Source organism: Bradyrhizobium ganzhouense (assembly GCF_049949285.1).
Taxonomy (GTDB): Bacteria; Pseudomonadota; Alphaproteobacteria; order Rhizobiales; family Xanthobacteraceae; genus Bradyrhizobium; species Bradyrhizobium ganzhouense.
In genome coordinates, this window is record NZ_CP181318.1 from 2340360 (window position 1) to 2366440 (window position 26081).

Sequence of the window (26081 nt, forward strand, 5' to 3'; positions counted from 1 at the left end):
CGTCAGGCCGGCCTCTGGTAGAACCGTCGCAGCCGCAGCGCGGGCTTTTCAATGAAATTCCAGGAGAAGGCGGCAAAGCCGAGCGTCAGCACGATGACAATCGGCAGGATCATCGCCAGCGAGAGGCGGTGATCCGGCCCCAGCACGCGCTGGAAGATGTCGATCGTCGCTTGCGTGATCGGGAAGCCGTAGAGGTAGATGCCGTAGGAGAGATCCTGGCTGAACAGCCGATCGAATGCCTTGAAGCTCTGCATGCCGATGTAGACCGTGCAATAGGTCAGGAAGATCCCGGCAAGCGGCAGCAGGACGTTGAACCACATGATCGCCGCGTAGCAGAGCGCCGAGGCCGCAAAGATCGCCCAGTGGATCGGCACGTATTTCGCGTGCAGGCGGAACACCATGCCGAAGAAGAACATGAAGACGAGGTACCAGCCGGCCAGCCTCGTCGAATCGGACCGGACGTTGAAGGTCGCGGGATCGACGAAGTAAGCGACCAGTTCGACGAGGAGCGCGGCGCCCACCAGCAGCGTGATCCAATGGATCTTTCGCGGCTCATTCGAGATCATGCGCACGAGCAGGAGCGCGAAGGCGAAGACGTAGCACCAGAGCTCCCAGGGCAAGGTCCAGAGATTGGCATTGACCATCTCCGGCCAGGGATTGTGCAGGAACAGGCCCGGCAGCTCGAAGGTGACGTGGCCGACGATGTTGCCGAAATAGCGGTAGAACTGGTACTCGGACAAATATTGCGACAGCGGAAATTGCGTCAGCAGGGGGCCGACCACGAGCGCGCAGAGTGTCACCTCGACGCTGAGCGCCGGGACGATCCGCAGCACGCGGTTGATGAAGAACGTCTTGAGATCCGGGTTCTTGATGGCGCTGCCGGTGACCAGGAAGCCGCTGAGCGCGAAGAACATCCCGACCAGCGCGATCAGCCCGGGCCGCAGCAGTTCCTGGATGATTTCGGACGCATGGAGGTGGCTGAGGGACAACGCGGTCAGTCCTCCCATCTTGTCAAACGCGGCGGCGCCGGGATCCCTGAGGACATAGACGGCCATGCCCGGTTCATCGAGCTTCTTGACGAAGGCGGCGCCGGCGAACAGGCCGGCAACGGCGACACGGCAGTGATGCGACACGATGACCAGCGACAGCAGGTGCCGCATCATGTTGAAGCCCGGTCCGAGGCCCCCGTTCTTCGCCAAAATGCTTTCCGCGGTTTCCTGCCGCGCCAGGCCAGACTGGATGGTGTCGGGCAGCCGCCAGAGGCGCAATGGTGCCGAGGGGCGCTCGCGGCCGAGGGCGCCCGGCAACGAAACGGTTGCGAGCTCTGCGTCTCGATCCGGTTGCGACATTCTCGTCAGCCTTTCATGCGCCTGTTTTGGCGGCATCAGCGGATGCCATGGAGTTGAAGCCAATTCGTGACCGTGCGGCCGGCTTGACATGGGCTTGGCATAGCATCGAATTGCGGCGTTCGGCCAATCGATCGCCGCTATGCGACAACCGACCGGCGACGTCCGAGCCTGCGGCAATAGGCAATGAGGGGTTGCTCGACATACCAATGGATCAGGATCCCGGCGAGGACCGATGCGACCACCGCTGCAAGGACGAATAGTACGGACGGCAATGGATTGTGGAGACGGGCGGATATCTGAATCAGCACGACCGCGGTCGCGGCGTGGGTGAGGTAGATTGAATAGGAGGCGTCGCCGAGCAGCATGCCAAGGGAATGCAACGGTCCGGGCTTCTCGATCGAGACGATGCCCAGCCAAACGACGATGGTCGCGAACAGTGTCCACCACACGGCGCGGAGCCCGTTGTCTTCCGACAGTGTCGCCCCGACAAGGGCCGTTGCCAGGATGGTCGCAGCGAGTGTGAGCAGGAATGCTGCAGGATACCGGCTCCGCACGATGGGATGCCCCTTCAGCCACAGCAGGCCCAACGCAAAACCCATGCCGAACTGAAGGTTGGGCATCATGATGTTGCCGTAACCGACCACGGTCGCAAGCGCGAGCCCGGAACTCTCGGGCTGCAGCAGTTCCGGCCACGCCAGCAGGTGAGACGCCGCGTACCACGCCAGCGGCGCAAGGAACCAGGCGGCCAGCACATATGAAAGAGGGCGCGGCCGCAACATGGTGACTGCGAACAGGATGTAGAAAATGAATTCGTGCCTGAGCGTCCAGACCACGTGGGGCCGCAGCTCTCCGATCGGCCAGAGCGCCATGGCGCGCAGGCCGGGCAGAAGATCGATCTTCGCCGTGCCGGCCATCGACAGCAGGTTGTATGCGATCACGCATACCCACATGAAGGGAATGATGCGCACGAAGCGTCGGACGAAGAATTCCGCGCGCGTGCTGCGGATCGTCCCGAATGAAACAATCGTGATGATAAAGCCGCTGATGACGAAGAAGATTGCGACACCGAACAAGCCGGTTTCGGCGAGCGCAAACGGGCTCTCGCCATAAGACGGCGGCAGGCTGACCAGCCAGTTGACGTGCCAGATCACCACCAGAATGGCTGCAAAGCCGCGCAGGTATTGAATTCCCGGTACGATCCCGCCTTTGGGGGACCGCGCACCCTCGATATCCGTCAATGTCGCCTCAATGCCGCGCTGGTTCGCGATTTTACCGATCGCTTCAGGGATCGGTCAAATCCTAGTTTTTGGGCGCGATGATGATGGATGAGGCAATTTTGCAGCGGTCAAAGCGAGCTCATGCGAGCGCGCCATGTCCAGGACGACTTGATGCGTGCGGCGAAACGGGATTCCGCCGCACGCATTTTTGGTCGATCAGACGAACACGAAGTCGTTGCTGGTCAGGTTCGCGGCGACGACATTCTTCAGCAGGATCGAGTCGTTCGCTGTGACGTGGACCAGGGTGTCGGCACCGGACTGAGTGACCTGGAGGTGGCTGTAGTCGGCGGCCATCAGCTTGGCGATCGCGACCGTGTCGTAGCCGGCCGCCGATCCGGCATGGAAGCCGTTCACCGTGTCGTTGCCGCCGCCGAAGGAGATCGTGGTCGATCCGGCGCCGGCCACCGTAAAGGTGTCGTTTCCGGTGCCGCCGGCGAGCGTGATGCCTGCGACCTTGGCCGACTCGTTGTGCGTGCCGTCCGAGTTCAGGATGTCGACATAGGCCAGATTGCCAGCGGTGTTGTAGGAGTCGTGTTCGGTGTTGGTGGCATTGAAGTAGAAATTGTCGTGTGATCCGTCGGCGTTGTTGACGTACATCTTCGTCTTGACGCCGCTCGCGTAAACGGTCGTCGAGGACGAGCCGTCGGTGTGCTGGGCGAAGTCGCTGGCGATCGTGCCGTTCGAGTACGTCTGGGTGTCCTTCGAGCCGTCGGCGTTCGTGATGTAGACCGAGGTCTTGACGCCGTTGCTGAAGTTGGTCGTCGTGGTGTTGCCGCTGGCCTTCGCCACCGTCTGGGTCACGCTGCCGGTCGTGTCGAACGTGGAGGTCAGGGTCGAGCCGTCGGTGTAGTTCTGCACCTCGGTCATCTTGTGCCCGGTGGTGTCGTACTGGTCCGTCGTGACGCTGCCGTCCGAATTGATGACCTTGGTGTATTGCAGCGTGCCGTCGGCGTGCAGATCGGTGATCGATGTGATCGTGCCGTCTGCCTTGGTCTGCTGGATCTCGGTGGTGTAGGCCTTGCCGGTGACGTTGAAGAACGTGTTGGTGTGCGTGCCGTCGGCATTCGTTGCATACGTCGCGGTCTTGATATCGTTGCTGTAGACCGTGGTCGACGACGAGCCGTCGGTTTTCTGGATCGCCACGCTGGTCAGATGACCGGCCGTGTAAATGTCCGATTCCTTCGAGCCGTCGGCGTTGACGATGTAGACCGAAGCCTCGACGCCGCTGCTGTAGTTGGTCGTCGTGGTGTTGCCGCTGGCCTTCGCCACCGTCTGAGTGACATTGCCGGAGGTGTCATAGGCGGTCGTCAGCGTCGAGCCGTCGGTGTTGGTCTGGACCTCGGTCGTCTTGTGGCCGGTGCTGTCATATTGGTCGACCGTGATGCTGCCATCGGTGTTGACAACCCTCGTGTACTGCAAGGTGCCGTCGGCGTGCAGATCGGTGACAGCGGTGATCGTGCCGTCGGCCTTGGTCTTCTGAATCTCGGTCGTGTAGGCCTGGCCGGTGATGTTGTAGAACGTGTTCGTGTGTGTTCCGTCGGCGTTGGTGACGTACACCTTGGATTTGACGCCGTTGGCGAAGACCGTCATCGTCGATGAGCCGTCGGTCTTCTGGACGAGGTCGCTGGCGAGCTGCCCACTGGTGAACAGCTCGGTCTCCTTGGTGCCGTCGGGGCTGGTGATGTAGATCGAGGTCTGCACGCCGGCGCTGAGGTTGGTGGTCGTGATGGTGCCGTCGGCTGCCTTGGCCACGGTCTGGGTCACGACGCCCGAGGTGTTGTAGTTCGTCGTGAGACTCGACCCGTCAGTGTAGTTGCGCACCTCCGAGGTCTTCTGGCCGGCGGTGTTGTAGAGGCCGGTGACGGTGCTGCCGTCGGCGTTCACGACCTTGGTATATTGCGTCGTGCCGTCGGCATGCAGGTCGGTGATGGCGATCACCGTTCCGTCGGCCTTGGTCGTCAGGATCTGCGTCGTATAGGCCTGACCGGTGATGTTGTAGAATGTGTTGGTGTGGGTGCCGTCGGCGTTGGTGACATACACCTTGGATTGGACGCCGTTCGCATAGACCGTCGTCGTCGACGTTCCGTCGGTCTTCTGGACGAGATCGCTGCTGATCACGCCGGCTGCGTACAGCTTGGTCTCCTTGGTGCCGTCGGCACCGGTGATGTAGATCGAGGTCGGAACGCCGCCGCTGAGATTGGTCGTCGTAATGGTGCCGTCGACGGCCTTGGCAACGGTCTGTGTGGCCACCCCGGACGTGTTGTAATTCGTGGTGAGGCTCGAGCTGTCCGTGTAGTTTTGGACGACGGAGGTCTTCTGTCCGGCACTGTTGTAGAGGCCGGTGGTGGTGCTGCCGTCGGCGTTCGTGACCTTGGTGTACTGCGTCGTGCCGTCGGCATGCAGATTGGTGAGGGCGATCACCGTTCCGTCCGCCTTGGTGGTCTGGATCTGCGTCGTGTAGGCTTGGCCGGTGATGTTGTAGAATGTGTTGGTGTGGGTGCCGTCGGCGTTGGTGACATACACCTTGGATTGGACGCCGTTCGCATAGACCGTCGTCGTCGACGTTCCGTCGGTCTTCTGGACGAAATCGCTGCTGATCACGCCGGCTGCGTACAGTTTGGTTTCCTTGGTGCCGTCGGCGTTGGTGATGTAGATCGAGGCCAGCACGCCCGCGCCGTAGTTGGTGGTGGTCACGCCGCCGGTGGCGGTCTTGGCGATGGTCTGCGTCACGGCGCCGGACGTGTCGTAGTTCGTGGTCAGGCTCGAGCCGTCGGCATAGTTGCGCACCTCCGACGTCATCTGTCCGGCACTGTTGTAGAGGCCGGTGATGGTGCTGCCGTCGGCGTTGATCACCTTCGTGTACTGCGTCGTGCCGTCGGCGTGCAGGTTGGTGATGGTCGTGACCGTTCCGTCCGCCTTTGTCGTCAGGATCTGGGTGGCATATGCCTGCCCGGTGATGCCGTAGAACGTATTGGTATGCGTTCCATCAGTGTTGGTGACATATATCTTCGACTTCAGGCCGTTTGCGTAAACGGCGGTCGAAAGGGAGCCGTCCGTATTCTTGATGGTCTCGCTTGCGATGCTGCCGTCCGAATTGTAGTTGGTGGTCTGCTGCACGCCGTTTGCACTGACGATAGTTTCCTGCGTTTTCACGCCGGCCGAGTACAGAATCGTGTCGCTGGTCCCGTCGACATTGACGAGCGATTTGCTGGTGATGACGCCGTTGGTGAAGTTCGACGTCTGTGTTCCCGTCTGCGTACCGGTCGCGCTGAAGAACTTCGTCTCGCTCCAGCTCGTCGTGGAAGTCGTCACGGAGAACGTGTAGCCGCCCTGAATGGCCGCAAGGGCATTTCCGTAGTGCGAGATGATGTAGGTCATCGTCGATACGGACGCGACGGCGAGCACGTGAGTGTCCGTGAGCGTGATCGAATGCAGGGTAGTCGAGGCGGAGAGGTCGGCGAGTTCCGCGACAATTTCGGCGGCCGTGCCGGTGACGTCGGTGGCCTGGGTCGGGTTCGAGGGCACGCTGGACGCCCCGTCGATCTCGACGATAACGGGGTGGTCGCTTACGGGAATCGTGAACGAGCTGACATTGGTGTAGGTTGCGATCGGTTCCGTTCCGCCGGTGGGATCGTAGACCTTGATGGACTGATGCACGGCGTCGAGCTGAACCGTGACGGTCTGGCTGGGATTGCTGATCTCGGTGTTTGTCGTCGGGTCCCAGACCTTCGGTTCCGCCCAGACGACGAGATCGTAGGCGCCGTTGCTCTTGCCGAGCACCATGCTGTTGCCCGAGCCTGGCATGTTGCTGAGCGTATAGTTCAGCGGGCTCGTCGGCTGGCTGGTGCCCGTTCCATCGTCGTGGAGGATCGTCGTCAGATTATGGACCGCGGTGGCAGCCAGCTTGGGCGTTCCGTCGTCGTAGAACAGACCGAAATGGCTCTGCGCATTGGTGTCGCTGCTCGATGAGTTGCGATCGAGCAACTCGTAGAGATAGGTCTTGCCGACGCCATCCTTGAAAGCGTCCATCAAGGTGTTGAGGATCGATTTCGCCTGAACCGCCTCGTCCACGCCGAGGAACGGCGTCGTGCTCAGCGTCGTGTAGCCGGTCTCAGTGATGACCGAGGGATCGCCGGGAGACACCGAGCTCGCCAGATTCAGCGCCGCTGCCACCGCGGCCCCCGGCGTGGTGCCGGTGCTGACATAGGCGTGGGAGTTGGCGTAATCCGAGGACGAGCTGAGATTGCCCAGCCTGGCGAAATCCGTGGGATCGTCGTAGCCGAGAGTCAGATTGTAGACGGGAAGTTTTGCGAGCGACGCATCTGCCTTGATCGCACTGTAATACGCTTGCTGAAATTGCGCCGCAGCCTCGATCGTCGAACTGCCGTTGTAGCTGAACGCCTGGAGATTGACTTCGTTCAGGCCTTCGAGCGCGATGATGCTGCCCGGGTGCTTCGCCTGGAACGCGTCGAGCGCGTCGATATATTGCTGGAGGCCCGCTGCGCCCGTCGCCGGGATCGACGATGAAACGCCGAGATCGAACTTGTACCCATCGTTCGCCAAACCGTCGAGCACCGGCTGTGCTGCCGGGATATTGGTCAGACTGTCACGAAGCGTAGTGACGCCGAGATATTTGAGATCCGCTTCGACGAGCGCGAGATTGTTGTAGCTGCCCCACGCATATGACACGTGCGTGTTGACGCCGATTGAACTTGTGAACGCGCTTGCTGAGAGAACAGTTTGACCGCTGCTGGTGATTGTCGCCATGACCCACTCTGGTGATGCCCGCTGTGTTGCTCAATGCGTAGCGGTAGAGTTTGTCAGTGACGTTAGAAAGAAGGCTAAAGATGTAGGTATCCGCGGCTTTTCGCGGAACGAACTGCAAGTATTTTCAGCACATTGCGCGACACTTCTTGTTCCTCATCGGAACTCGCCGCGATTGCCTAATTACGATTCACGATTGGCCCGTTGTTCTACGGAATGTTCCATGACGGCCGCGTGAATCGTTTGCGCAAGCGAAAATGATTCGTCGCGCGCTAATGCGCGGACGCCGTGCTCGATGGTGATGCGCCGGGCAATTGATACTCGGTTCTCCACCCGAGTCGCTGTGCATCGCCGTCGGCGATGGCTTCGAGCAGCGGACGAAGCGCCTTTCGGGCGCCATTAAGACTCCGATAAGCCAGGATTGCTTCGATCGCGAGCAGGCCGACGTAGCTCGTTCGGTTGATACGATAGACAATCGGGGAGGTTGTATACCGTTTCTCAATCAAGATCCGGTTCCGGCAGGCATAATAGAGACGCCACGCCGGTGCGTCGGGGCTGACGAGCGCGCTGCGCGCGCTGGCGCTCGGCTTCTTGTCCCAGGATTCTTCCGCGTCGTTGATGCAGCCGACATCCGTCAGATAGATGGCAACGCCGGCGTCCATCAGGCGCAGCGAGTAGTCGTGGTCGTCACTATAGAGGACGAACTCCTTGTTCGGAGGCGAAACCTTCCGGACGGCGTCAATCGGCAGCAGGAGCCCGCCATAGGGGGCGGTCTCGATCCGGCGGAGGTGAAACTCCCCGCAATTGTCGGGGGCACGCCGCGCGGATCGCGCGAACCGTCGCCATAGTTTCGACGGAAGCGAGGCGAGATGAAAGTTCAGGAACGAGTTGGCGCGGATGGCCACGGCGTTCTGATCGGCGAGGAGCGTCGGATAGATGCCCCGATGCCTGCGCAATGCGCACAGCCCGATATCGTCCGTCGCGCCGAGCGCTGTATGCAGCGCGAGCAAACGGTCCAGGAAGCCGTCCTCGCCGACGTTATCGTCGTCCAGAATGAGGACGAACCCCAAATCGTCGTCCGCGAGCCGCTGGGCAGCGGTGATCCCGGCGTGAAAGCCGCCGGCCGATCCCAGATTTGAAGCGAGCCTGATAACGTCGACGGGAGGGTTGGTTGCGAAATCGTCAACCATCACCGGCCGGTTGCATCCGTTGTCGACCACGATCACGCGTTTGACTGCGGGGCTGGCCTGAACGGCGGCAACGGTTCGCCGCACCAGCTGCTCGCGTCGCCCGTAAGTCACGATGACACATGCGACCGAGCGCCCCGCTTCGGTCGAGCGATTGATGACGATCGGTGGCTTCGATTCGAGGGGAGCGTTCGACAATTTACTCTCGCTTGGCATTAGGTCGTTCCATTCGGGCGACATTATAGATACTCAGTCGAATTGGAACGGCAATTCCTCCGGCAATTTTCGCCACAAAAGCGTGCAAACGTGTTGTTCGCTCCGACAGCGGCTACGCTTTGCCGGTGAGAGCCTATTGTGATCATATTGTGAAGGTCGGTCGCGCAGATGCAGGTGATGGTGGATCGTAAACGGATGCATGCAGTTTCTCGGGCGCACGGAGGCGCAATGTTCCTCACGATGAAGAGAGTGTTTCTGGCGGCGCTGTTGCTGGCACTCGGTCTGGTGGCATCCGTCGAGAATGCCAGTGCAGGTCCGCTCACTTGGGGGGTCGATGGCCCGGACGGACGGCGCGCAGACCTGAAGGCGATCTTCGAGGTCATGCGAGCCCGCGGCCTCACGCAGTATAGGGTCGCTGCAAATCTCGCGCGGGACACCGATCCCTACGAGGTCCAGATGTACCGGGACATGCTGGCGCTGGCCAAAACCTACGGCATCATGCTCAAGCCGATATTGGCGACCCCGTTTGCCTGGGGCGATCGCACCGATGGCGGCAAGTATCCGGCTGGGGACTGGAATGCGCTGTATCAGCAGGCCTATTCGAGAACCTACACCTTCGTGATCAATTTTAAGGATCAGATCAACGACTGGGAGATGGGCAACGAGATCAACCTTCTGGCGCTGGATTCCAGCGGCAAGAAGCTCTACGGCCACGGCTGGACCGCCGGGGAATTCGACATGCCGGTCATGAACGACTGGGCCGCGATCCTCAAAGGCATGTCGGATGCGATCGACAAGATCAATCGCGAACACGGGACGCATTTGCGGCGCGTGCTCAATACCACCTCGACGATGTTCGGCTTCCTCGACTTCATGGCGTCGAAGGGCGTTGGATTCGACGTCATCTCCTATCACTACTATGAAGTCCTGAATCAGAATCCGAACCGCGCGTGGGGCGGCAGCAGGCAGCCTTACAGTCTGTTCAAGAAGCTCGCGACGTATGGCAAGCCGATCGTCTTCAATGAGGTCAATTGCGGGGAGATCTACAAGCCGGCTTACGAGAACGAAGCCGGCAAACCTCTCACCGAGGCTTGCTACAAGAGCCTGCACGCCACTTTGAGCTTCATCGCCAATCAGGTCGATGCCGATGTCGAGAGCGTGTTGGTCTACGAGTTATTTGACGAGCCGAAGAAGGCCCCGCCGGAAAACCGCTTCGGCCTGATGTATGACCTCAAAACACCGAAGGTGCCGCTCTACATGCTATCGCGCTTTGCCGGAAAGGAACTCGCGCCGCACGAGGCCGAGGAGCTGAGGAAGCGCGGAATGTAGGCGCGGCAGATGCCGCGCCTGCGGCAACATGAGTTCTAGATCCAGAGCCACGGACAAACGGTGTCCAGTGCAACCCGGATGTAGAACTTCCAGATGTTGTCGGTTGCATATCCCTTGTTGTCGAGGCCGCGGATGCCGCTGACGAGCGGCACCGTCCGGAACCGTGGAACGAATTTTGACGTTCTCGGCGCGGCCTCGAAATCGTCACGCAGCGCCTTTTCGGGGAATGCGGCGGCGGACGTCTCCTCGTAGAGCTTGCACTTGCCCTGGAGATATTGGCGATAGCCGGCTTTGGTCCACGCCATCATGTACATGTCGACCACTCTTTTGGGGTAGTTCCGCATGTTGACGTAGAAGTCGAACTCTTTCGGGCGCTTCTGGATCAGCTTGGCAAGATTCAGGACGATGTAGCGGCCGGTGACCTTCCAGATCGGGGTGTCGGCGCCGCAGTCCCTGATGAAACGCGAATTCGCCATCGCGTGGTCGAGCAGGAACAGCTCGCCGTAGCCGCGGCCGTACATCTGGGGATAGTCGAGGCCCGGAAAGGAAATGAACTCGATCTTGCCGGCGATGTTCAACTGCTCGGCGATGGCCTCGAGACTGGACAAATCGGATTCCGAGTTCTCGACGAAGACGATCTGGTCGATGTACTGGCCGACCAGCCGGCCGTAGAACCAGAGCGCGTCTTCATAATCCTTGCGACGGAGGGCGGGATCTTTCCGGCCGAGGCTGCGCACGTCGGCTTTCGGCGTGATGGTCGCCGTCATGATCAGAATATTCATGGGTCCTTTCGATGTCATCTCATCAATCTCTCGCGGCGGGATGGCTAGGTGGCAGCGACGCGCTCCTTGTTCAGCTCGAGATCGCGCAGGCCGAGCAGGCTCCGTGCCAGCTGGCGATGAAACAGCAGGTAGCTGATCGAGATCGTCAGGACGTATGCGGTCGTGCCAAGCAGCCAAGCCGACTTCGGCGTGGCGGCCATCTCCATGACGCGATTTGCAGCAACGAGGCCGAGCATCGTGGCGATCGTTGCGGGCGCAAGCGCCTTGACCAGATCGAACACCGGCAGCTTGGTTTCCCAGGCGGTGATCAGCATCGTGGCGACGGACACGATGAGCGTCACTGCAAGATAGATCTTGATGATCCCGATCAGCCCAAATCTCAGGCCGATGACGAACGCCACGATGGTCGAGATACTATTCGCGGTCGAAACCCAGAATTGCAGTTGAGCCTTGCCCCGCGACAGCAGCATGGCGCCGCTATAAGCGGTGATCGACTGTGCTGCGCCGGCAATCGACATCAGCCCGACCAGCGGAATGATGCCGGTCCACTTGGCCGGAAAGAACGCGGTGAAAAGATAGTCGGCGCCGAATGTGAGATAGAGCATGCCGGGAAAGACCACGGCCGCCGTCAGCGACAGCACACCGCAAATGATCTCGTTGCGCTCTTGCAGCGATCCTTTTGCGGCCTGACGGCTGAGTGTCGCCATGAGCACGCCGCTGCCGGGCCAGGTGATCACCATCAGCGGAAGGATCATGATCTGGTAAGCCAGACCGTACAGACCGACGGCGGCCGCGCCCACGGCACCGCCGATCAGGACGTTGCCAACCGCGCGACCGGCAAAATTGAGAAGATTGCTCGCGAGCACCCAACCGCCGAAGGTCAGGATCGAACGCACGCGGCCCCATTGAAAGTTGAGCTGCACGTCCTTTCGCGCGATAATGGCGAAGGCGGCGGCGCGAACGATCTGGACGACGACATAGTAGGCGACCAGCGCCCAGACGCCCCAGCCCAGGAATGCGCCCAGCACGCATGTGAGCACCGAAACGATCACGGCGACGATCTCGACGCTCGCCACGACCTGGTAGCGCAGGTGCCGTTCGAGGACGGCACGCGGGCCGAGGGCGGCAATCGAGAGCACCACCGAAATCGACAGCGTGGCGAGCACGCTTCCCAATCCCTCCATCTCGAGACCGGCGGCGAGAGGCGCGGAGATGACCGCCAGGATCACGGCGCAGAGCAAGCCGATGGCGCAGATCAGCGTGATCGCGGCGCCCGCGTCTTCCCGGTCAAGCGTCGGCCGCTGCACCATGGCGCTCGACATGCCCAGATCGGTTAACAGCGCGATGAATCCGACGAACGGCAGTGAAAAGGTGACGAGACCGAATTCGGCCGGCGCCGCGAAATACGTCATCATGACGGTCATCGCGAACTGCAGGCCGGATTTGAGAACGTTCATGCCGGACATCGACAGCAGATTTTTCAGCATTACGTCGATCTCCAGGCGTCACGCGATGACGCCCACTCAGGTTCCATGCGGCCCAGCCCTGCACCCGCGCGTTTATCTCGCACATGCACAACTGGCAAGACAAGCAATCGGGCAGCAGGCATTGCCAAGTTGTTGGGCAGGCCATTTTTCATTCTGAACAGCATCGCGGCGTCACGCTGTCGTTACACGTCCGATCGGGATGCGCCCGCAGCCTCGAGGAAGCGCCCCTTCCACGCGAGAAGTGCGACGATGGCGGTTGCGGCCACGATCTTCGCAACCAGCGCAATCGGCGAGGCCGAGGGCACGGCCGAAAATGCGCCGATGAAGGCCGAACCCGCGACGGATGCCGCGACGAGCCCCCATCGCGGCCTTGCGCCGAACCGCACCATGGGTCCCGCCGCGAGCACGATGACGATCGCGGTTGCGACGATCGCGCCGACTAGGACATAGGTCGGCGCTCCCGTGATCGCTTGCGTCGGCACCGCCACGGCCAGGACGAGCAACAATTGGCACAAGGCGACGACGACCAGACGCGTAGCGGACTTCGTCAAATGGGGTGCGATCGCGAGCGTGGATTGCAGATGGCAATGCACGAAATAGAAGCCCGCTGCGGCCACCGAGGTCTGGAGAAAGCTTGCCAGAATGGACGCCGGAACGAACAATTGTCCCGCGTCCGGCAGAAAGCCGATCAGGCCTCCGAGCATCACCAACGTGGCGCAGATGATGAAATCGAGCAGATGCGCGACGGCCGCGCGGGAGTCGCCGGCACTGCCGCGCTCGTATTGATGGACGACTTCGGGATAGTTGACGGTGTGGATGGCCGCGACCAGCACTGCAAACGGCCGCTGCAGCAGGTCGATCGCCATCGAGAAGCCTGCGGTGACCGCGGGAGCGCCCGCGCCCAGCGCTGAAACGACGACGAAGCGTATCGAGACCGGGACCGAGAGGTGGAGCACCGAGGCGCCGGCGGCGAGCATCCCGTAGCGGGCGAAGCCGCTCCAGTCCTCCAGCAGGGCCGGACGCGTCACCTTCTGAAGTTTGTGGGGATGCAGCAGCTGCCCGGCGATCAGGCTGACGATCTGGGCGCCCAGCATGCCGAGCAGCGCCGCGTGCGCCGTGCCCTGGAGCCACGCGCCGGCCGTCGCGCCGCCCACCATCAGCGTGGCTCTCAGAATGAGGAGAAACGCGGCAGCGCCAAGCCGGTGCGAGACGCGGACAACCATGAAGTGGAGATCGGTCGCGCCCTGAGCCACCGCCAGTGCAAGGCCGACCAGGCCTACGCTCGTGGCGATCGGGCTAGCGATCGAAACGGCGAGGCCCCCGATCACCAGAAGCGCGAGCGCGCTGGCGAGCGCGGCGCCGAACAGGGACGTTCTCAGTCGCGCCGCGTCGTCATGCATGGCGGCGGCCAGAAAGCGCACGCCGGCCAATTGCAGCCATTCGAACATCAGCACGCTGAGCAGCTGACTGGAGGCGAGCGTGAGGGAGAAATTGGCGTAAGCGAGCGGCGAGAGGATACGGCCGAGCAGAAAGATGAGGATGATCGCCGCCGCACTCTGGTAGACGACCCCGACAAGTGCGAACAGACGGGTCATGGCAGCTTCAGGCTGCGGGCAGAAGCGCAGGACGGAACGGGCTTGTTGCGCAAACCGGTCATCCCAGGGCTATTGCTTGTGCCGGCTCAGGAGCTCGAAGGCGTCGCGATAGTCGGCGATGACATTGGTGAATGTCCGATGGTCTTTCTGCTCGGCGAGCTTGTCGACCATCGCCGCCAGCTCCTCGGGATTCGACATGATGCGTAGAATGCTGTCCGCGAGCGACTTCGGATCCGGTGCAGTCAGCCAGCCGACGGCACCGCGCTTCACGGCATCGGGAATCCCGCCGAATTGCGTTCCGAGGAAAGGCTTTCGCGCGGCTTGCGCGTCAGCAACGACGAGCGGACCCGGCTCCTCCCAGATCGGCGGAATCACGACGACGTCGATCTGGCGGTAGAATGTCTCGGGCTCGACGAAGCCAAGAAATTCGATGCTCGCCTTCGGCGCCAGCGCCCTGAGCTCGTGCTGGATATCCGCCTCTGCGACGCCCGCGATGACGAGGCGCACCCGGTCGTGGGGAAGATAGGCCAACGCCCTGACGAGATTGTAGATGCCTTTTTCTTCGGTCACACGGCCGATGAAGCCGAGGGTCAGGACGGGGCTCGCCGAATATTTCGAAGGCGCGGCGACCGGCACCGTTGATGCGTGAGGGATGACCTTGCGCAGCTCTGTATCGGCGAACAAGCCCGTCTCCAGATGGATGTCGAGGATGCGCTGGCTCACGCCAACGACGCCGCGCAGATATCTGGTTGCGCTTCGGCGGTTGATGGTCAGCAGCCTGCAGCTCATGCAGGTATGCTCGCAGGCCTTCCCCTTCGAGAAGCGAGAGCACCGCGGGCAGGTCAGGTAGTAGTCGTGCAGCGTGTGAAGCACCGGCACATTGAGCTCGGCCGCCGTCTTCCATACCGCCGTGGTGAGGCCCGAGAGGTTGTTCGAGTGCAGCACGTCGGGCTTGAATGCCTTGATTCTGCTGGCCACAAGTTCAGCGTTTTGACGCCAGTCCTCCGTCGCGTGCCACAATCCGCGCGCAGGCGCGCTTCGCTGTCCGGTGAAGGGCCGGTAGATGTTCTCGACCGGCGCCGAGTACACGTCGATGCCGTTGCTCGTCTCCATCGCCTGTTCAGGCAGCGAGGCGGCGCGAACGACTTCAACTTCATCGCCATTCTTCAAAAGGCCTTCGGCAACGCGGCGCACGAATATCTCGGCCCCGCCGACCACCTTCGGTGCGCCCGGTGTCGGGTACAGTGACGATGTGATCAATATCCTCATGGGAGGGATCTCATCCAATATACATCTGTGAACGAACCCCGAGAGTCCTTCTCATCTTTCTCCATCGGTGTTCGAGGTGCCTTCCAAATAAACGTCGAGATATTGTCCGGTGACAGCTTCCGGTGTGAAGCTGGCTGCAAAGTCAGGCCGAGGCGGAAAAGTCTGCTTCCATCTTGGTGCTTCACTGATTGCCTGCTTCATCAGTTCGGCGAGTTTGTGGAAGTCACTTGGCTCGTACGAGCCGAGTGTCGTCGAGAAATGAGAGATTTCTGGTATTCCGCCGGCGGTTGAGCAAATGGTCGCACGTCCGGCATTGATGCTTTCTATCAGTGTCCTCGGCAATGGCTCAGGCCAAACCGAGCTAATTAGGCAAACATCCACGGCGGAGTAGAATTCCGCCGACTGTACGAAGCCAAGCCATTTGATCCTCGGATTATCATACCGTCCCTTCAGCTCTCTCACGCAAGCTTCAAGGCCCTTTCCGGCGATTTTGAGTTGCCAGCCCGAATCGGGGAGCAGAGAGACTGCTTTAAGGACGACATCGATGCCTTTTTCGGGCTCAATCCGGCCGATGAAGCCGAAAGTCAAGTCGGCGTCCGGAGACGGCGGGGCAAGTCCGGCGCTGGCGTCCGCGATGTTGTAGATCACCTTGTGAGGTACGCCCGGGAAGAAGCCGGGTTTCAGGTGCCGGTCCAGCACGTACTGGCTGTTGGAGACGACCGCATCGACCATGCGCGAGGCGTAGAGATATGGCACGGTCATCGTCTTGCATGCCAGGCACCGCTCCTTGCACGTGTCGCCCTTGCTGAACAGCGTCGAGCGTTTGCAGATGAGCGAGTAGTCGCGCAGCGTATGGACGACACGGATATTGCGACGCTTGGCCTCCGCCCACAGCGACACGGAGAATCCGGTCAGATTGTTCGTGTGGACGACGTCAGGCTTCTCGGTGTCGAGAATCGCGGCAAAGCGCTTGGCTGCACGCCTGTTCCAGGTATCCCGTAGGTGCCATCGCAGTCGGTCGAGCCGCGGCGGCTTTCGCGTCTGTCCAAACGGCCAGTACATATTGTCGATCTGCACCCGGTAGGTGCGGATGCCGTTGCGATCTCCGACCGAGATATCGCCCGCCTTCTGCAGGCAGACGACGGCGACCTGGTGGCCGTTGCGCATGAAGGCTTCTGCGAGCAGCGATACTGATACCTCTGCCCCGCCCATGATGTCGGGAGGATAGAGGGTGTTCACGATAAGTATCTTCAACGATCGCCTCATGCGTTGATCGTAGACGGGGGTGCACCTCGCTTGCCACGCAATAGCTGGCTCTGCAATCGCATTCGATCCCAAAACGGCGTGAACGATCACGTCGGAATGAGGCCGAAATAGTCACACGATATTCAAGAAGCGGGCCATGACATCCTGCCCGGACCTTCGCGAGTGGCGAGATCCGGGCAAGAGAGAGTCTCGAGCGTGGCCGTTACTTGGAGTTGACCACGACGCTGGAGATGTTCGACGCGTTCGTTGAAGCTGCGTCCAGCGGCGCCATGAGCTTGATAAATTCGGTCGATGGCGATTCAGCGACCGAGATCACGTCGTGATCGCGCATCCTGAACGAGTCAGCCTGGAACCAGCCGTCCGGCTTGCTCATGTCGAACTTGTAGACGGCCGGAACGGTCTTGGTCGGGAACTGCGACACGTCGATGCCGATCTGCTGCAGCAGCGGCTTCGGCTCGAAACGATAGACGTAGATGGACTTGGAATCCGCCCGCACGCCGTCGAGACCGCCGGCCTTCGCGAGTGCCTCCGCGAGCGACATGTTGTCGTTTTCGAAGGTAAAGCGCCGGTTGTTGGTGCCGCCGATCGAACCCGGCGACGGCGTCGAGCCGAACGCCATGTAGACTCTCGGAATGCGGGTGAGGAAGACGACGTCGCCCGGCGCGAGCAGCACGTCCTCGTTCGGATGGTGCACGACCGCGGACATCGACTCGTTATAGGTGCGACCCTCGCGCTTGATCGTGATCGTGCTCTCGTACGACGGATATTTGGGGCCGCCGGCGCGCGCGATCGCGCCCATCAGGCGGATGCCGCCCGGATCGACCGGGAAGCGCTGCGGCGAGTTGACTTCGCCGAGCACGCTGATCTGGTTGCCGCGCTGTTCTGCGACGCTGACGACCGCCTGCGGATCGATGGCGCGATCCTTGAGGCGTTCGCGGATGATGTTCGAGACGGCGCGCGGCGTCAGGCCGGAGACCTTGACCGATCCGGCGTAGGGGATGTTGATGTTGCCGGACTGGTCGACCTGCTGGCGCGGGATGTCGACGAAGTTGCCCGGCCTCACGCCGGCTTCGCGCGGAATGAACAGGCCGCCGGCCTGAGCTTCGTAGACGGTGACGGTGACGATGTCGCCGACGCCGATGGTGACGTCGCGGTAATTGCCGCCGGGGAGGCGCGAAAAGACCAGTCCGTTGCTGTCCGTAAAACCGTTGGTCGCCTGCAGCACTGCCGGATTGGCCGGCATCAGGGCATAGGCGAGCGGCGCGGTCGGCTCGGTGACGAGCGCGGCATTTGTTTGCGTGGACACGGCATCGGGAGCGTCTAACGGAATGAAGCCCGCGCAGCCAGTGAGGGAGACGCTGATCGCAGCAACAGCCAGAATCCGGCTAATCCCGAAATCCGAATGAGTTTGTTCGGTATTAGCCAATGTCATTCCCTCGCACACACGTAAAATCTGAATCACCGTAGCAACTGTCCAGCTACTGAGTCACTGCTGCGTCTTCGCGAATATGGTAAAGCACTCATGGCTGTGACCTTCTTGCAACTTGTGAACATACGTACACGTGCAATCGAGTGGTCAAATCTTGTGCGAGATGTGCTCTTTTCAAAGCAACTCGCAAAATAGACATGCCAGTGTCAGATCGATGTCACGATTGAGACCTCGGTTCCTCCAGTGAGCAGCGCGCGAGCTCGACCGGTGCATTCGACGGCATCTCCGCGCAGCGGCAGCGCCGTAAACTTCAGATCTCGAATTCGAAGCAGAGCGTGCCCTGCGTTGTGTTTTCGCGGGTCTTGCGGTGGGCTTGGCTGTGGCCCGGCGGGATCTGCATTGATTTTTCTGTGACGGGATTCCACCTCCGTTAACCCCTAGATTTGGAAGCTGGCGTCACGCTGGCGTCCGTAAGGTCTTCCTAATCCCGATCCGGCTAGGTGTCGGGCGAACGAAAGGGAAGGCGAAGACAATGTTGCAAACCGGGCTGTTCGCGGCCGGCTTTCTCATCTGTGCGATGGCCGTCATGTTCGCGATCGCGTGGTCGTTCTCCGATCAACGCGTCATCGATGCGGATCTGGCGCAGGGCGACGCCCGCCGGATCGCCTGATCGACAGGTCTCTACGGTCGCAGATTGTTCGAGAAATCGGACTGCAGCTTCGCCTCGCCGGCCTCGCTTTCGTCCAGTTGCAGGACGTCGGCATAGACCTGGCTCAGGTTGCGATGGGTCTGCTCGATGTCGTAGAGACGGGTGAAACGCTCATAACCGGCCCGGCCGACCGCAGGCAGATCGAGCCTGGTTGCGCGCTTGAATCCTTCGACCAGCTGTTCGGGCGAGACTTCGTCGCATAGCACGCCCGTGGTGCCGTCTTCGACGATTTCCGGCAGGGCGCCGATGCGGAATGCGATGATCGGCTTGCCAGCCCGCATCGCTTCGATGGCGACGAGCCCGAATGCCTCCCAGCGCGACGGAATCGCCACCATGTCTGCCTGATCCAGTTCGGCCTCGATCTGGTTGCGGTCCATCCAGCCCAGCAGCGAGACGTTGGAGGGCAGGTCGCTTCTCTGGAATTTGCTGACGACCGAGGCGCCGATGAGGCGCACATCCAGCGTGTCTCCGAGCGCGCGCGCCGCCTCGATCAGGAGGTCATATCCCTTCTGGCGGTCGAGGCGTCCGATGAACAGGATCTTGATCTTCCCCGACTGCCACGGCGCCTCACCGCGCGTGTCGAGCGCGGGTCGCTGCCTGGAAATCCCGTTGTGCACGAGGACGAGGCGTTTTGCCGCAATTCCGACCCGCTTTGCATCGACCCGTTCGCTCTCCGAGATGCAGATGATGCGATGGGCCAGCTTCGACAGCAGAAGTTCGGTAAACTCGGTGACGGCGCGGCTGAGACGGCCGGTCTCGCGGCCGAAGGCCCATCCGTGCGGGCAATAGACAATGCGCGAGCGCCGGTAGGTCAGCCACAGCACCGGCCGCACCACGAGCCCGGCGAACGACGAATGCAGGTGAATGATGTCTGGCCGCTGCTGCCGGACCGCGCGCATGGTTGCGGACAACATGGCAAACAGGCCGACAGCGTTGCGGCCGTCGCGCGGGAAGGTGGTGACGGCCTCATCCTCGATGTTGACCAGGTCGTCGCGATGGTCGGACGGAACGACATAGCTGACGTTGCCGCGTCCGAAGCTCGCGCTCTGATGCGGATGAAGCTCGTTGAGGTAGGTTGCGATGCCGCCTCTCACCGTTTCGGCGACATGCAGAACCTTCAGGCCGCTGGACAACCGTCGATCCTTCCTTGTCTTGTTGAGACCAAGCGTGGCGTCTCCAAGCAGCAATATTTGGGCCGCGTCATTGTGCCGCTCCGCCGGATGTGGCCCGCGGAGCCGATTTGGCGAGCACATCGAGCATGGCGGCGGCCGATTTGGTCCACGAATATGTCGCGAGCCGCTCCCGCTGCTTCTCTTGTTCCGCCGGTGAAATCCTGCCGAGATCGATTCTTTCGTGCATCCGTGCCGATAGCTCGCCGGGGTTGAGCGGGTCGAAATAGACGGCGGCGTCAGCACAAGTCTCGCGAACGGCTTCGGCGGAACTCGCAATGACCGGGCAGGCGAAGTACATCGCCTCCAGGGGCGGGATGCCGAAGCCCTCGTAGAGGCTCGGAAAGACGAAAGCTGCAGCCCGGGCGAACAGCGCGGCGACTTCTTCGTCCTTGAGGCGGCCGGCGATGACGATTCCGGCTTTCGGCTCGGTCGCACCGCCGCCAAAGACCTTGCTGTTGTCGCCTCCGACCACGATCAGCGGAACATCCGTGCGGCCGAGCCGCTCGGCCGCACGAATGGCGGTGTCCACATTCTTGTTCTTCGTCATCGAGCCGACAAAGAGGAAGAAGCGGTAGGGTTCGAGGCGCAGGGACTCGATAATCGAGAAATCGGGCTCGACCGACGCGTAGTGCTCTGCACTGTTTGGAACGATGGGGATCGATCCGGGATCCAGCGAGAGCACGTCGGCAAGTTCGTTGCGTGAAAACGTCGAAACCGTTGCAATGGTTGCCGTGCGTGCCAGCAAATGGCCGAGCGATCGATGCAAGGCGAGATATCGCCAGCCGAAGAAGTCCGGCCGCTTGAACACTTGCGCATCATGAATCACGACGAGATGGTCGCGGTGGAGCACTGGACCGGAATTGGCGAGGCTGACGAGGCGCGTGCCGGCGGCCGCGCGCGCCAGATCGATCTGATCCCACGCGTGCCCGCGCAAAGTTCCGACTTGCCTGACCTTGATGCGGCCAAGACCGGCGAGCGTTTGTGCATCCGGCGGAACCAGAATCTGCCACTCCGCATCCAGGAGTTGCTGTGCCGCCTTGCCGCTCGTGAGCAGGCGGTCCATCGCTTTGACGATCTCGGCGGCATAGCGTTGCACGCCCGTCAGCGATTGTGTCAGGAACCTGCCGTTGATGGAGAGTTTCAAAGCCGATCTTTTTCTTTGCGCGTGTCTTGCGCGAACAATGCCTCAAGACTGGGCATCCGCGCGGAATGTACGGTCGATATAATCTCTAGCACATGCAGCGCTATCGTCCGAGCATCCTCGCAGGCGGATAGCATGCGTAGATGCATGATGCCATCATGTTTCCTACACATTTCGATGCGCTTACATGGACAAGCCTCAATCGATGATGTCGTCATCGTCAACCTTGCCTCTCATGTCCTGGTCTGGCATTGCATTCGCGGAATGAACGAGATGACAACTTTGCGACCAGTGATCGTGACCGGCGCTGCCGGCTTTATCGGAATGCATGTCTGTGAACGGCTGTTGGCGCGTGGCGAACAGGTCGTTGGTATCGATGCGTTCACGCCTTACTACGATCCTGCGCTGAAGCGTGCGCGCCTCGAAAAGCTCAGGCACCTTCCGGGTTTCAGCTTCCACGAGATCGACCTTGCCGATTTTGCCGCGGTGATCCGCGTATTCGATGGCGTCGCGCCCGATCGGGTGGTCCACCTTGCGGCGCAGCCGGGCGTCCGCGCCTCGATCGACGATCCCATCACCAGCATCCGTGCCAATTGTGACGGCTTTGTCACCGTGCTCGAGGCCGGCCGGCGCCATGGTCTGACGCACCTCGTCTACGCCTCGTCGAGCTCGGTCTATGGCGCCAATCGCACCCTGCCGTATTCGACCGAGCAATCGGTGAATCATCCGGTCAGCCTCTACGCTGCGAGCAAGAAGGCCAACGAGTTGATGGCGCACACCTTTGCGCATGTTCACAAGCTGCCGGTGACCGGTCTTCGCTTCTTCACCGTCTACGGTCCGTGGGGCCGGCCGGACATGGCCGCCTATCTGTTCACGCGCGCGATCTTCGCGAATGAGCCGATCAAGATTTTCAATCATGGCGACATGTGGCGCGACTTCACCTATGTTGACGACATCGTCGAGGGCGTGATCCGCACCCTCGATCGGCCCGCAGTTCCGAATCCCGCGTGGAACGCGGAGCGGCCTGAAAATTCGTCGAGCTATGCGCCGTATCGCGTCTACAACATCGGCAACAACAGGTCGGTCAAGCTGCTCGAGTTCGTCGAGACGCTCGAGAAAATCATCGGCAAGCCTGCGATCCGCAAGCTGCTGCCGATGCAGGCCGGCGACGTCCTGGAGACGCGCGCCGACATTTCCGCTCTCCAGCGCGACGTCGGTTTCGCGCCGTCGACGCCAATTGCGGAAGGCCTCGCGCGGTTCGTCGAATGGTATCGAATGTACCATGGCGTGTGATCGCCGAAGCGATCGGCAAGACACGAGAAAAATTCGGGTGGCGACGGTTAAGGTTTGTTCGGCTTGCGAAGCAGCTTGCCCTAATGTTGGGCGTGCGGCCGGATAGAGAAATGGTCTAGGGTGTTCAGTGGAACATCCGTCGTCAACGGAAAGAGTTTTTCATGCGAATCGCGATGATCGGCACGGGTTATGTGGGACTGGTGTCCGGAGCCTGCTTTGCTGATTTCGGTCACGACGTCATTTGTGTCGACAAGGACGAGAAGAAGATCGCGGCGCTTCATCGCGGCGAGATTCCGATCTACGAGCCAGGGCTCGACGAGCTGGTCGCGACCAACGTCAAGGCCAAGCGCCTGAGTTTCGCCACCGACTTGTCAAAGCCGGTCGCGGATGCTGATGCCGTGTTCATCGCCGTCGGCACGCCTTCGCGTCGCGGCGATGGCCATGCCGATCTCTCCTACGTCTACGCCGCCGCCAAGGAGATCGCGCAGTCGCTGTCCGGCTTCACCGTCGTCGTGACGAAGTCGACCGTGCCGGTCGGCACCGGTGACGAGGTCGAGCGCATCATCCGCGAAGCCAATCCCAAGGCCGACGTCGTCGTCGCTTCCAATCCGGAATTCCTGCGCGAGGGCGCGGCGATCCGCGACTTCAAGTTCCCCGATCGCGTCGTCGTCGGTACGTCTGACGAGCGTGGCCGCAAGGTGATGGGCGACATCTACCGTCCGTTGTCGCTGAACCAGGCGCCGCTGATGTTCACCGCGCGCCGCACCGCCGAGATGATCAAATACGCCGCGAACGCGTTCCTCGCGACCAAGATCACCTTCATCAATGAGATCGCGGACCTCTCCGAAAAGGTCGGCGCCAATGTCCAGGAGGTCGCGCGCGGCATTGGCCTGGACAACCGCATCGGCACCAAATTCCTGCACGCCGGTCCGGGCTTCGGCGGCTCCTGCTTTCCGAAGGACACCAAGGCGCTGATCAAGATCGCGCAGGACTACGATGTCTCCTTGCGCATCGTCGAATCCGTGCTCGCGGTCAACGAGAACCGCAAGCGCGCGATGGCGCGGAAGGTGAGCCAGGCGCTCGGCGGTAGCTTGCGCGGCAAGACCATCGCCGTGCTCGGTCTCACCTTCAAGCCCGACACCGACGACATGCGCGATGCGCCGTCGATTCCGCTGGTGACAGGCCTCCTCGACATGGGCGCGAAGGTGAAGGCGTTCGATCCGGTCGGCATGGAGCAGGCCAAGGGCGAGCTGCCCAACATCGCCTATTGCGAGGACGCCTATTCCTGCGCGCAAGGCGCCGATGCGCTGGTCATCGTCACCGAATGGGTGCAGTTCCGCGCGCTCGATCTCGACCGGCTGAAGGCGATCATGGCGCAGCCCATCGTCGTCGACCTCCGCAATATCTACCGCCCCGAAGAGATGGCCGCGGCCGGCTTTGTTTATGAAAGCGTGGGACGGTCGTCCCAGGCTTAGGGTCCCAAGCCTGACGGATCATACCGAGCTGATCATCGCCCGCCTCATCGTGAGGCGGGCGAAATCGTTTCTGATACGATATGATCCAGGCGCACCTGCCGTGATGGAGACTGCCATGACCGACGACACCCACACGATCCGTTTCGGCTCGGTCACCGCGACCATCAAGGCGCACGGCGCCGAGATGTGCTCGCTCAAGCATAAGGACGGCACCGAATTCGTCTGGCAGGCAGGTCCCGCCTGGGCGCGCCATGCGCCGCTGCTGTTTCCGATCGTCGGGCGTCTCGCCAATGACGAAATGCGGTACGGGGGCAAGACCTACCGGATGACCCAGCACGGCTTTGCGCGCGACAGCCGTTTTGTCTGGGCGGAGCGTGGCGAGAGCCGTTGCACGCTCGTGCTCGAGGACAGCGAGGCGACGCGCGCGCTCTATCCGTTCGCGTTTCGGCTGACGGCGGCCTACGCGCTCGACGAGTCCGGTCTCGATCTCTCGCTCACGGTCACCAACACCGGAAATGAGACATTGCCCGCGTCGCTCGGAGGCCATCCCGCGTTCAACTGGCCGCTTCAGGCTGGCGTGCCGAAGCAGAGCTACGCGCTGACGTTCACGAACGAGGAGCCGTCTCCGGTTCGCCGTGTCGAGGGCGGACTCCTGCTCGCAGCAACGGATCCGAGCCCTGTCCGAGGCACAGTGCTTCCTCTGTCGGAAACCCTGTTCAGCAACGACGCCGTCATCCTCGATCCCGTCAACAGCCATGGGGTCCGCTATGCCGCCACGGATGGCACCGGGCCCTGGCTGAAAATGTCCTGGCGCGGCTTTCGCGAGCTCGGTGTCTGGTCGAAACCCACAGGCGCGCCGTTCCTCTGCATCGAACCCTGGCGCGGCTACGCCAGCCCCAAGGACTTCGACGGCGAATTCGGCGACAAGCCGGGCCTGATGCACATCGCACCCGGGTCAGAGGAGCAGTTGTCGTTCCGGATCGAGGTGGGAACGTCCTGAAGCCGTTCACGCGCCGGCGCTGCGGCCGTCCAGTGCCACGCGTGCGGCGGTGACGGGCTCTGCGCGTGCCGCCTTGGTCGCCGAAGCGGTCAGGCGATGGGCCAGATCCTGCGCGTGCCGCTCGACCAGGTGCCAGGTCGCGCGCGCGACCAGATAGCTCAGCGCTGCGGTGACGACATAGGCGAGCAGCAGCGATGCCAGCCCGTCTGCGAACGGCCAGATCTGGCGCAGGCCGAAGATCACCGCGAAATGCGACAGGTACATCGAATAGGAGTTGCGGCCGAGCGCCTCGATCGGTTGCAGGCGGATCGCAAGGCGGATGCACCAGAACACCATCCCGCCGAGCACGAGGTTGATCACGAGATAGTTGAACTCGTGCGATCCGGTCGCGCGGTTGGCGACAAAGGACAGCGCGATGAAGCCTGCGAGGATCGCAGCGTCAGACTTCGCAAAGCCGTCGCGCAGCGCAAAGAACAGCGCGCAGCCGACCAGGAAGACCGGCAACTGGTTCAGGAAGCTGATGTGCAGCGCGTTCCAGACGAACGCCTCGTGGCCGGGCCCGTAATAGGCCGAGAACAGCGCGAACGCCCACGGCTTGAACAGGCAGACATTGACGAGGTGCAGTACGATCGCGAGTGCGAGGTAGAGATGACGGCGCGATCCGAATGCGGTGATCACGAACGGGAAGACGAGATAGAACATCATCTCGGCCGCGATCGACCAGTCGCCCGGCACGACGCTGTTGACGCTGTCGGGCCAGAAGCCGTGCAGGAACGTCGCAGTCAGGATCACCTGGAGCGGCTCGATTCCGTTCGGTGCGTTGGTGCTCGGTCCCGTGCCGTTGATGGCGAGGTAAACCGGGATCGCGAGCCAGAACAGCGGCGCGATGCGCAAGGCACGGCGGATGTAGAATTTGCGCGTCGGGTTCGCTTCGGTGCGCTGCGTCCACATCAGGCACATCGTCATGGCGCTGACGAAGTAGAACACGTTGACGCCGGTCCAGCCGCACATGAAGGCGTAGTCGACGACGTGAATATTTGATGGAAAAGATTGCGAGACGTGGATCGCCATCACGCCGACGATGGCGAGGCCGCGCAGGAAGTCGAGGCTATGCGAGCGACCGAAGGGCGTTGCGCCTCCGTCGGCCCGACCGGCAGCCAACCGGGCCTGCCCCTGCATCACGCCTGCTCCGTGGTCTCGTGTTTCTCTCGCGCTTGCGATGCGAAAGCATAGAGGCGGTGCCGGACAAACCGAAGCGGAAGCCTTTCTTTACGTTAACCAGCGGTTGAATCCGGTTTCGGACCAGCGGGATTGTTGGGGCCGGGCGCGGCCGAAGCGGGT

18 protein-coding genes are annotated in these 26081 nt (G+C 61.6%); 5 read left to right on the forward strand and 13 right to left on the reverse strand.

Features of this window, described 5'->3' with window-relative positions; translation table 11 throughout:
* Positions 1 to 2: 2 nt before the first annotated feature.
* The 4 genes from ACLFLU_RS10730 to ACLFLU_RS10745 all read right to left on the reverse strand — a co-directional run bounded on the left by ACLFLU_RS10730 (position 3) and on the right by ACLFLU_RS10745 (position 8817).
* Entirely contained in the window at positions 3 to 1349 is a 1347-nt protein-coding gene (locus ACLFLU_RS10730; RefSeq protein ID WP_426412157.1) for an acyltransferase family protein, read from the reverse strand.
* 137 nt (positions 1350 to 1486) lie between these two features.
* Positions 1487 to 2587 carry an acyltransferase family protein gene (locus ACLFLU_RS10735; protein WP_426412158.1) on the reverse strand — a complete coding sequence of 367 codons (1101 nt, stop codon included), beginning with the start codon at positions 2585 to 2587 and terminating at the stop codon, positions 1487 to 1489.
* Positions 2588 to 2782: 195 nt separating this feature from the next.
* Positions 2783 to 7393 (reverse strand): beta strand repeat-containing protein, encoded by a 4611-nt coding sequence (locus ACLFLU_RS10740; RefSeq protein WP_426412159.1) that lies wholly within the window; start codon positions 7391 to 7393, stop codon positions 2783 to 2785.
* Between the two features lie 269 nt (positions 7394 to 7662).
* The gene (locus tag ACLFLU_RS10745; protein WP_426412160.1) at positions 7663 to 8817 is read right to left on the reverse strand and encodes a glycosyltransferase; all 1155 of its coding nucleotides are present in this window, start codon (positions 8815 to 8817) and stop codon (positions 7663 to 7665) included.
* Positions 8818 to 9021: 204 nt separating this feature from the next.
* On the opposite strand from ACLFLU_RS10745, the gene ACLFLU_RS10750 reads away from it, so the two are divergent.
* On the forward strand, positions 9022 to 10122 hold the full coding sequence (locus tag ACLFLU_RS10750; RefSeq protein WP_426412161.1) for a hypothetical protein: 1101 nt from the start codon (positions 9022 to 9024) through the stop codon (positions 10120 to 10122).
* Positions 10123 to 10157: 35 nt separating this feature from the next.
* Here the strand turns inward: ACLFLU_RS10750 and ACLFLU_RS10755 are convergent, their stop codons facing one another.
* From ACLFLU_RS10755 to ACLFLU_RS10780, 6 genes are all read right to left on the reverse strand, one after another.
* Positions 10158 to 10904 carry a hypothetical protein gene (locus ACLFLU_RS10755; protein ID WP_426412162.1) on the reverse strand — a complete coding sequence of 249 codons (747 nt, stop codon included), beginning with the start codon at positions 10902 to 10904 and terminating at the stop codon, positions 10158 to 10160.
* A 44-nt stretch (positions 10905 to 10948) separates the two neighbouring features.
* Complete coding sequence (locus tag ACLFLU_RS10760) at positions 10949 to 12391, reverse strand: oligosaccharide flippase family protein (protein ID WP_426412163.1); 1443 nt, start codon at positions 12389 to 12391, stop codon at positions 10949 to 10951.
* Between the two features lie 182 nt (positions 12392 to 12573).
* Complete coding sequence (locus ACLFLU_RS10765) at positions 12574 to 13986, reverse strand: hypothetical protein (RefSeq protein WP_426412164.1); 1413 nt, start codon at positions 13984 to 13986, stop codon at positions 12574 to 12576.
* A 69-nt stretch (positions 13987 to 14055) separates the two neighbouring features.
* A complete protein-coding gene (locus ACLFLU_RS10770; RefSeq protein ID WP_426412165.1) occupies positions 14056 to 15255 on the reverse strand; it encodes a glycosyltransferase family 4 protein in 1200 nt (399 codons plus the stop codon).
* Between the two features lie 51 nt (positions 15256 to 15306).
* Positions 15307 to 16494: a glycosyltransferase family 4 protein gene (locus ACLFLU_RS10775; protein ID WP_426412166.1), complete on the reverse strand. Its 1188-nt coding sequence runs from the start codon at positions 16492 to 16494 to the stop codon at positions 15307 to 15309.
* A 229-nt stretch (positions 16495 to 16723) separates the two neighbouring features.
* A complete protein-coding gene (locus ACLFLU_RS10780; RefSeq protein ID WP_426412167.1) occupies positions 16724 to 17827 on the reverse strand; it encodes a polysaccharide biosynthesis/export family protein in 1104 nt (367 codons plus the stop codon).
* Positions 17828 to 18482: 655 nt separating this feature from the next.
* On the opposite strand from ACLFLU_RS10780, the gene ACLFLU_RS10785 reads away from it, so the two are divergent.
* Entirely contained in the window at positions 18483 to 18620 is a 138-nt protein-coding gene (locus tag ACLFLU_RS10785; protein WP_426412168.1) for a hypothetical protein, read from the forward strand.
* A gap of 11 nt (positions 18621 to 18631) precedes the next feature.
* Here the strand turns inward: ACLFLU_RS10785 and ACLFLU_RS10790 are convergent, their stop codons facing one another.
* Together ACLFLU_RS10790 and ACLFLU_RS10795 are read right to left on the reverse strand one after the other, a co-directional pair.
* Positions 18632 to 19792, reverse strand: coding sequence for a glycosyltransferase family 4 protein (locus ACLFLU_RS10790; RefSeq protein ID WP_426412169.1), 1161 nt, complete (start codon positions 19790 to 19792; stop codon positions 18632 to 18634).
* A gap of 67 nt (positions 19793 to 19859) precedes the next feature.
* Positions 19860 to 20975 (reverse strand): glycosyltransferase family 4 protein, encoded by a 1116-nt coding sequence (locus ACLFLU_RS10795; RefSeq protein ID WP_426412170.1) that lies wholly within the window; start codon positions 20973 to 20975, stop codon positions 19860 to 19862.
* Between the two features lie 270 nt (positions 20976 to 21245).
* On the opposite strand from ACLFLU_RS10795, the gene ACLFLU_RS10800 reads away from it, so the two are divergent.
* The 3 genes from ACLFLU_RS10800 (at position 21246) to ACLFLU_RS10810 (ending at position 24740) form a co-directional block, all read left to right on the forward strand.
* The gene (locus ACLFLU_RS10800) at positions 21246 to 22265 is read left to right on the forward strand and encodes an NAD-dependent epimerase/dehydratase family protein (protein ID WP_426412171.1); all 1020 of its coding nucleotides are present in this window, start codon (positions 21246 to 21248) and stop codon (positions 22263 to 22265) included.
* Between the two features lie 161 nt (positions 22266 to 22426).
* Positions 22427 to 23740, forward strand: a complete 1314-nt coding sequence (locus tag ACLFLU_RS10805) for a UDP-glucose dehydrogenase family protein (protein ID WP_426412172.1) — start codon at positions 22427 to 22429, stop codon at positions 23738 to 23740.
* A 115-nt stretch (positions 23741 to 23855) separates the two neighbouring features.
* Positions 23856 to 24740: an aldose 1-epimerase family protein gene (locus tag ACLFLU_RS10810; RefSeq protein ID WP_426412173.1), complete on the forward strand. Its 885-nt coding sequence runs from the start codon at positions 23856 to 23858 to the stop codon at positions 24738 to 24740.
* 6 nt (positions 24741 to 24746) lie between these two features.
* On the opposite strand, the gene ACLFLU_RS10815 is transcribed toward ACLFLU_RS10810, so the two are convergent.
* Positions 24747 to 25919, reverse strand: a complete 1173-nt coding sequence (locus ACLFLU_RS10815; RefSeq protein WP_426412174.1) for an acyltransferase family protein — start codon at positions 25917 to 25919, stop codon at positions 24747 to 24749.
* Between the last annotated feature and the right edge of the window lie 162 nt (positions 25920 to 26081).

Bases quoted from the DNA above. Each gene is read 5' to 3' on its own strand.
- ACLFLU_RS10730 (WP_426412157.1), bottom strand. From the start codon at position 1,349: ATGTCGCAACCGGATCGAGACGCAGAGCTCGCAACCGTTTCGTTGCCG.
- ACLFLU_RS10740 (WP_426412159.1), bottom strand. From the start codon at position 7,393: ATGGCGACAATCACCAGCAGCGGTCAAACTGTTCTCTCAGCAAGCGCG.
- ACLFLU_RS10745 (WP_426412160.1), bottom strand. From the start codon at position 8,817: ATGTCGCCCGAATGGAACGACCTAATGCCAAGCGAGAGTAAATTGTCG.
- ACLFLU_RS10750 (WP_426412161.1), top strand. From the start codon at position 9,022: ATGTTCCTCACGATGAAGAGAGTGTTTCTGGCGGCGCTGTTGCTGGCA.
- ACLFLU_RS10755 (WP_426412162.1), bottom strand. From the start codon at position 10,904: ATGAATATTCTGATCATGACGGCGACCATCACGCCGAAAGCCGACGTG.
- ACLFLU_RS10760 (WP_426412163.1), bottom strand. From the start codon at position 12,391: ATGCTGAAAAATCTGCTGTCGATGTCCGGCATGAACGTTCTCAAATCC.
- ACLFLU_RS10765 (WP_426412164.1), bottom strand. From the start codon at position 13,986: ATGACCCGTCTGTTCGCACTTGTCGGGGTCGTCTACCAGAGTGCGGCG.
- ACLFLU_RS10770 (WP_426412165.1), bottom strand. From the start codon at position 15,255: ATGAGGATATTGATCACATCGTCACTGTACCCGACACCGGGCGCACCG.
- ACLFLU_RS10785 (WP_426412168.1), top strand. From the start codon at position 18,483: ATGTTGCAAACCGGGCTGTTCGCGGCCGGCTTTCTCATCTGTGCGATG.
- ACLFLU_RS10800 (WP_426412171.1), top strand. From the start codon at position 21,246: ATGACAACTTTGCGACCAGTGATCGTGACCGGCGCTGCCGGCTTTATC.
- ACLFLU_RS10805 (WP_426412172.1), top strand. From the start codon at position 22,427: ATGCGAATCGCGATGATCGGCACGGGTTATGTGGGACTGGTGTCCGGA.
- ACLFLU_RS10810 (WP_426412173.1), top strand. From the start codon at position 23,856: ATGACCGACGACACCCACACGATCCGTTTCGGCTCGGTCACCGCGACC.
- ACLFLU_RS10815 (WP_426412174.1), bottom strand. From the start codon at position 25,919: ATGCAGGGGCAGGCCCGGTTGGCTGCCGGTCGGGCCGACGGAGGCGCA.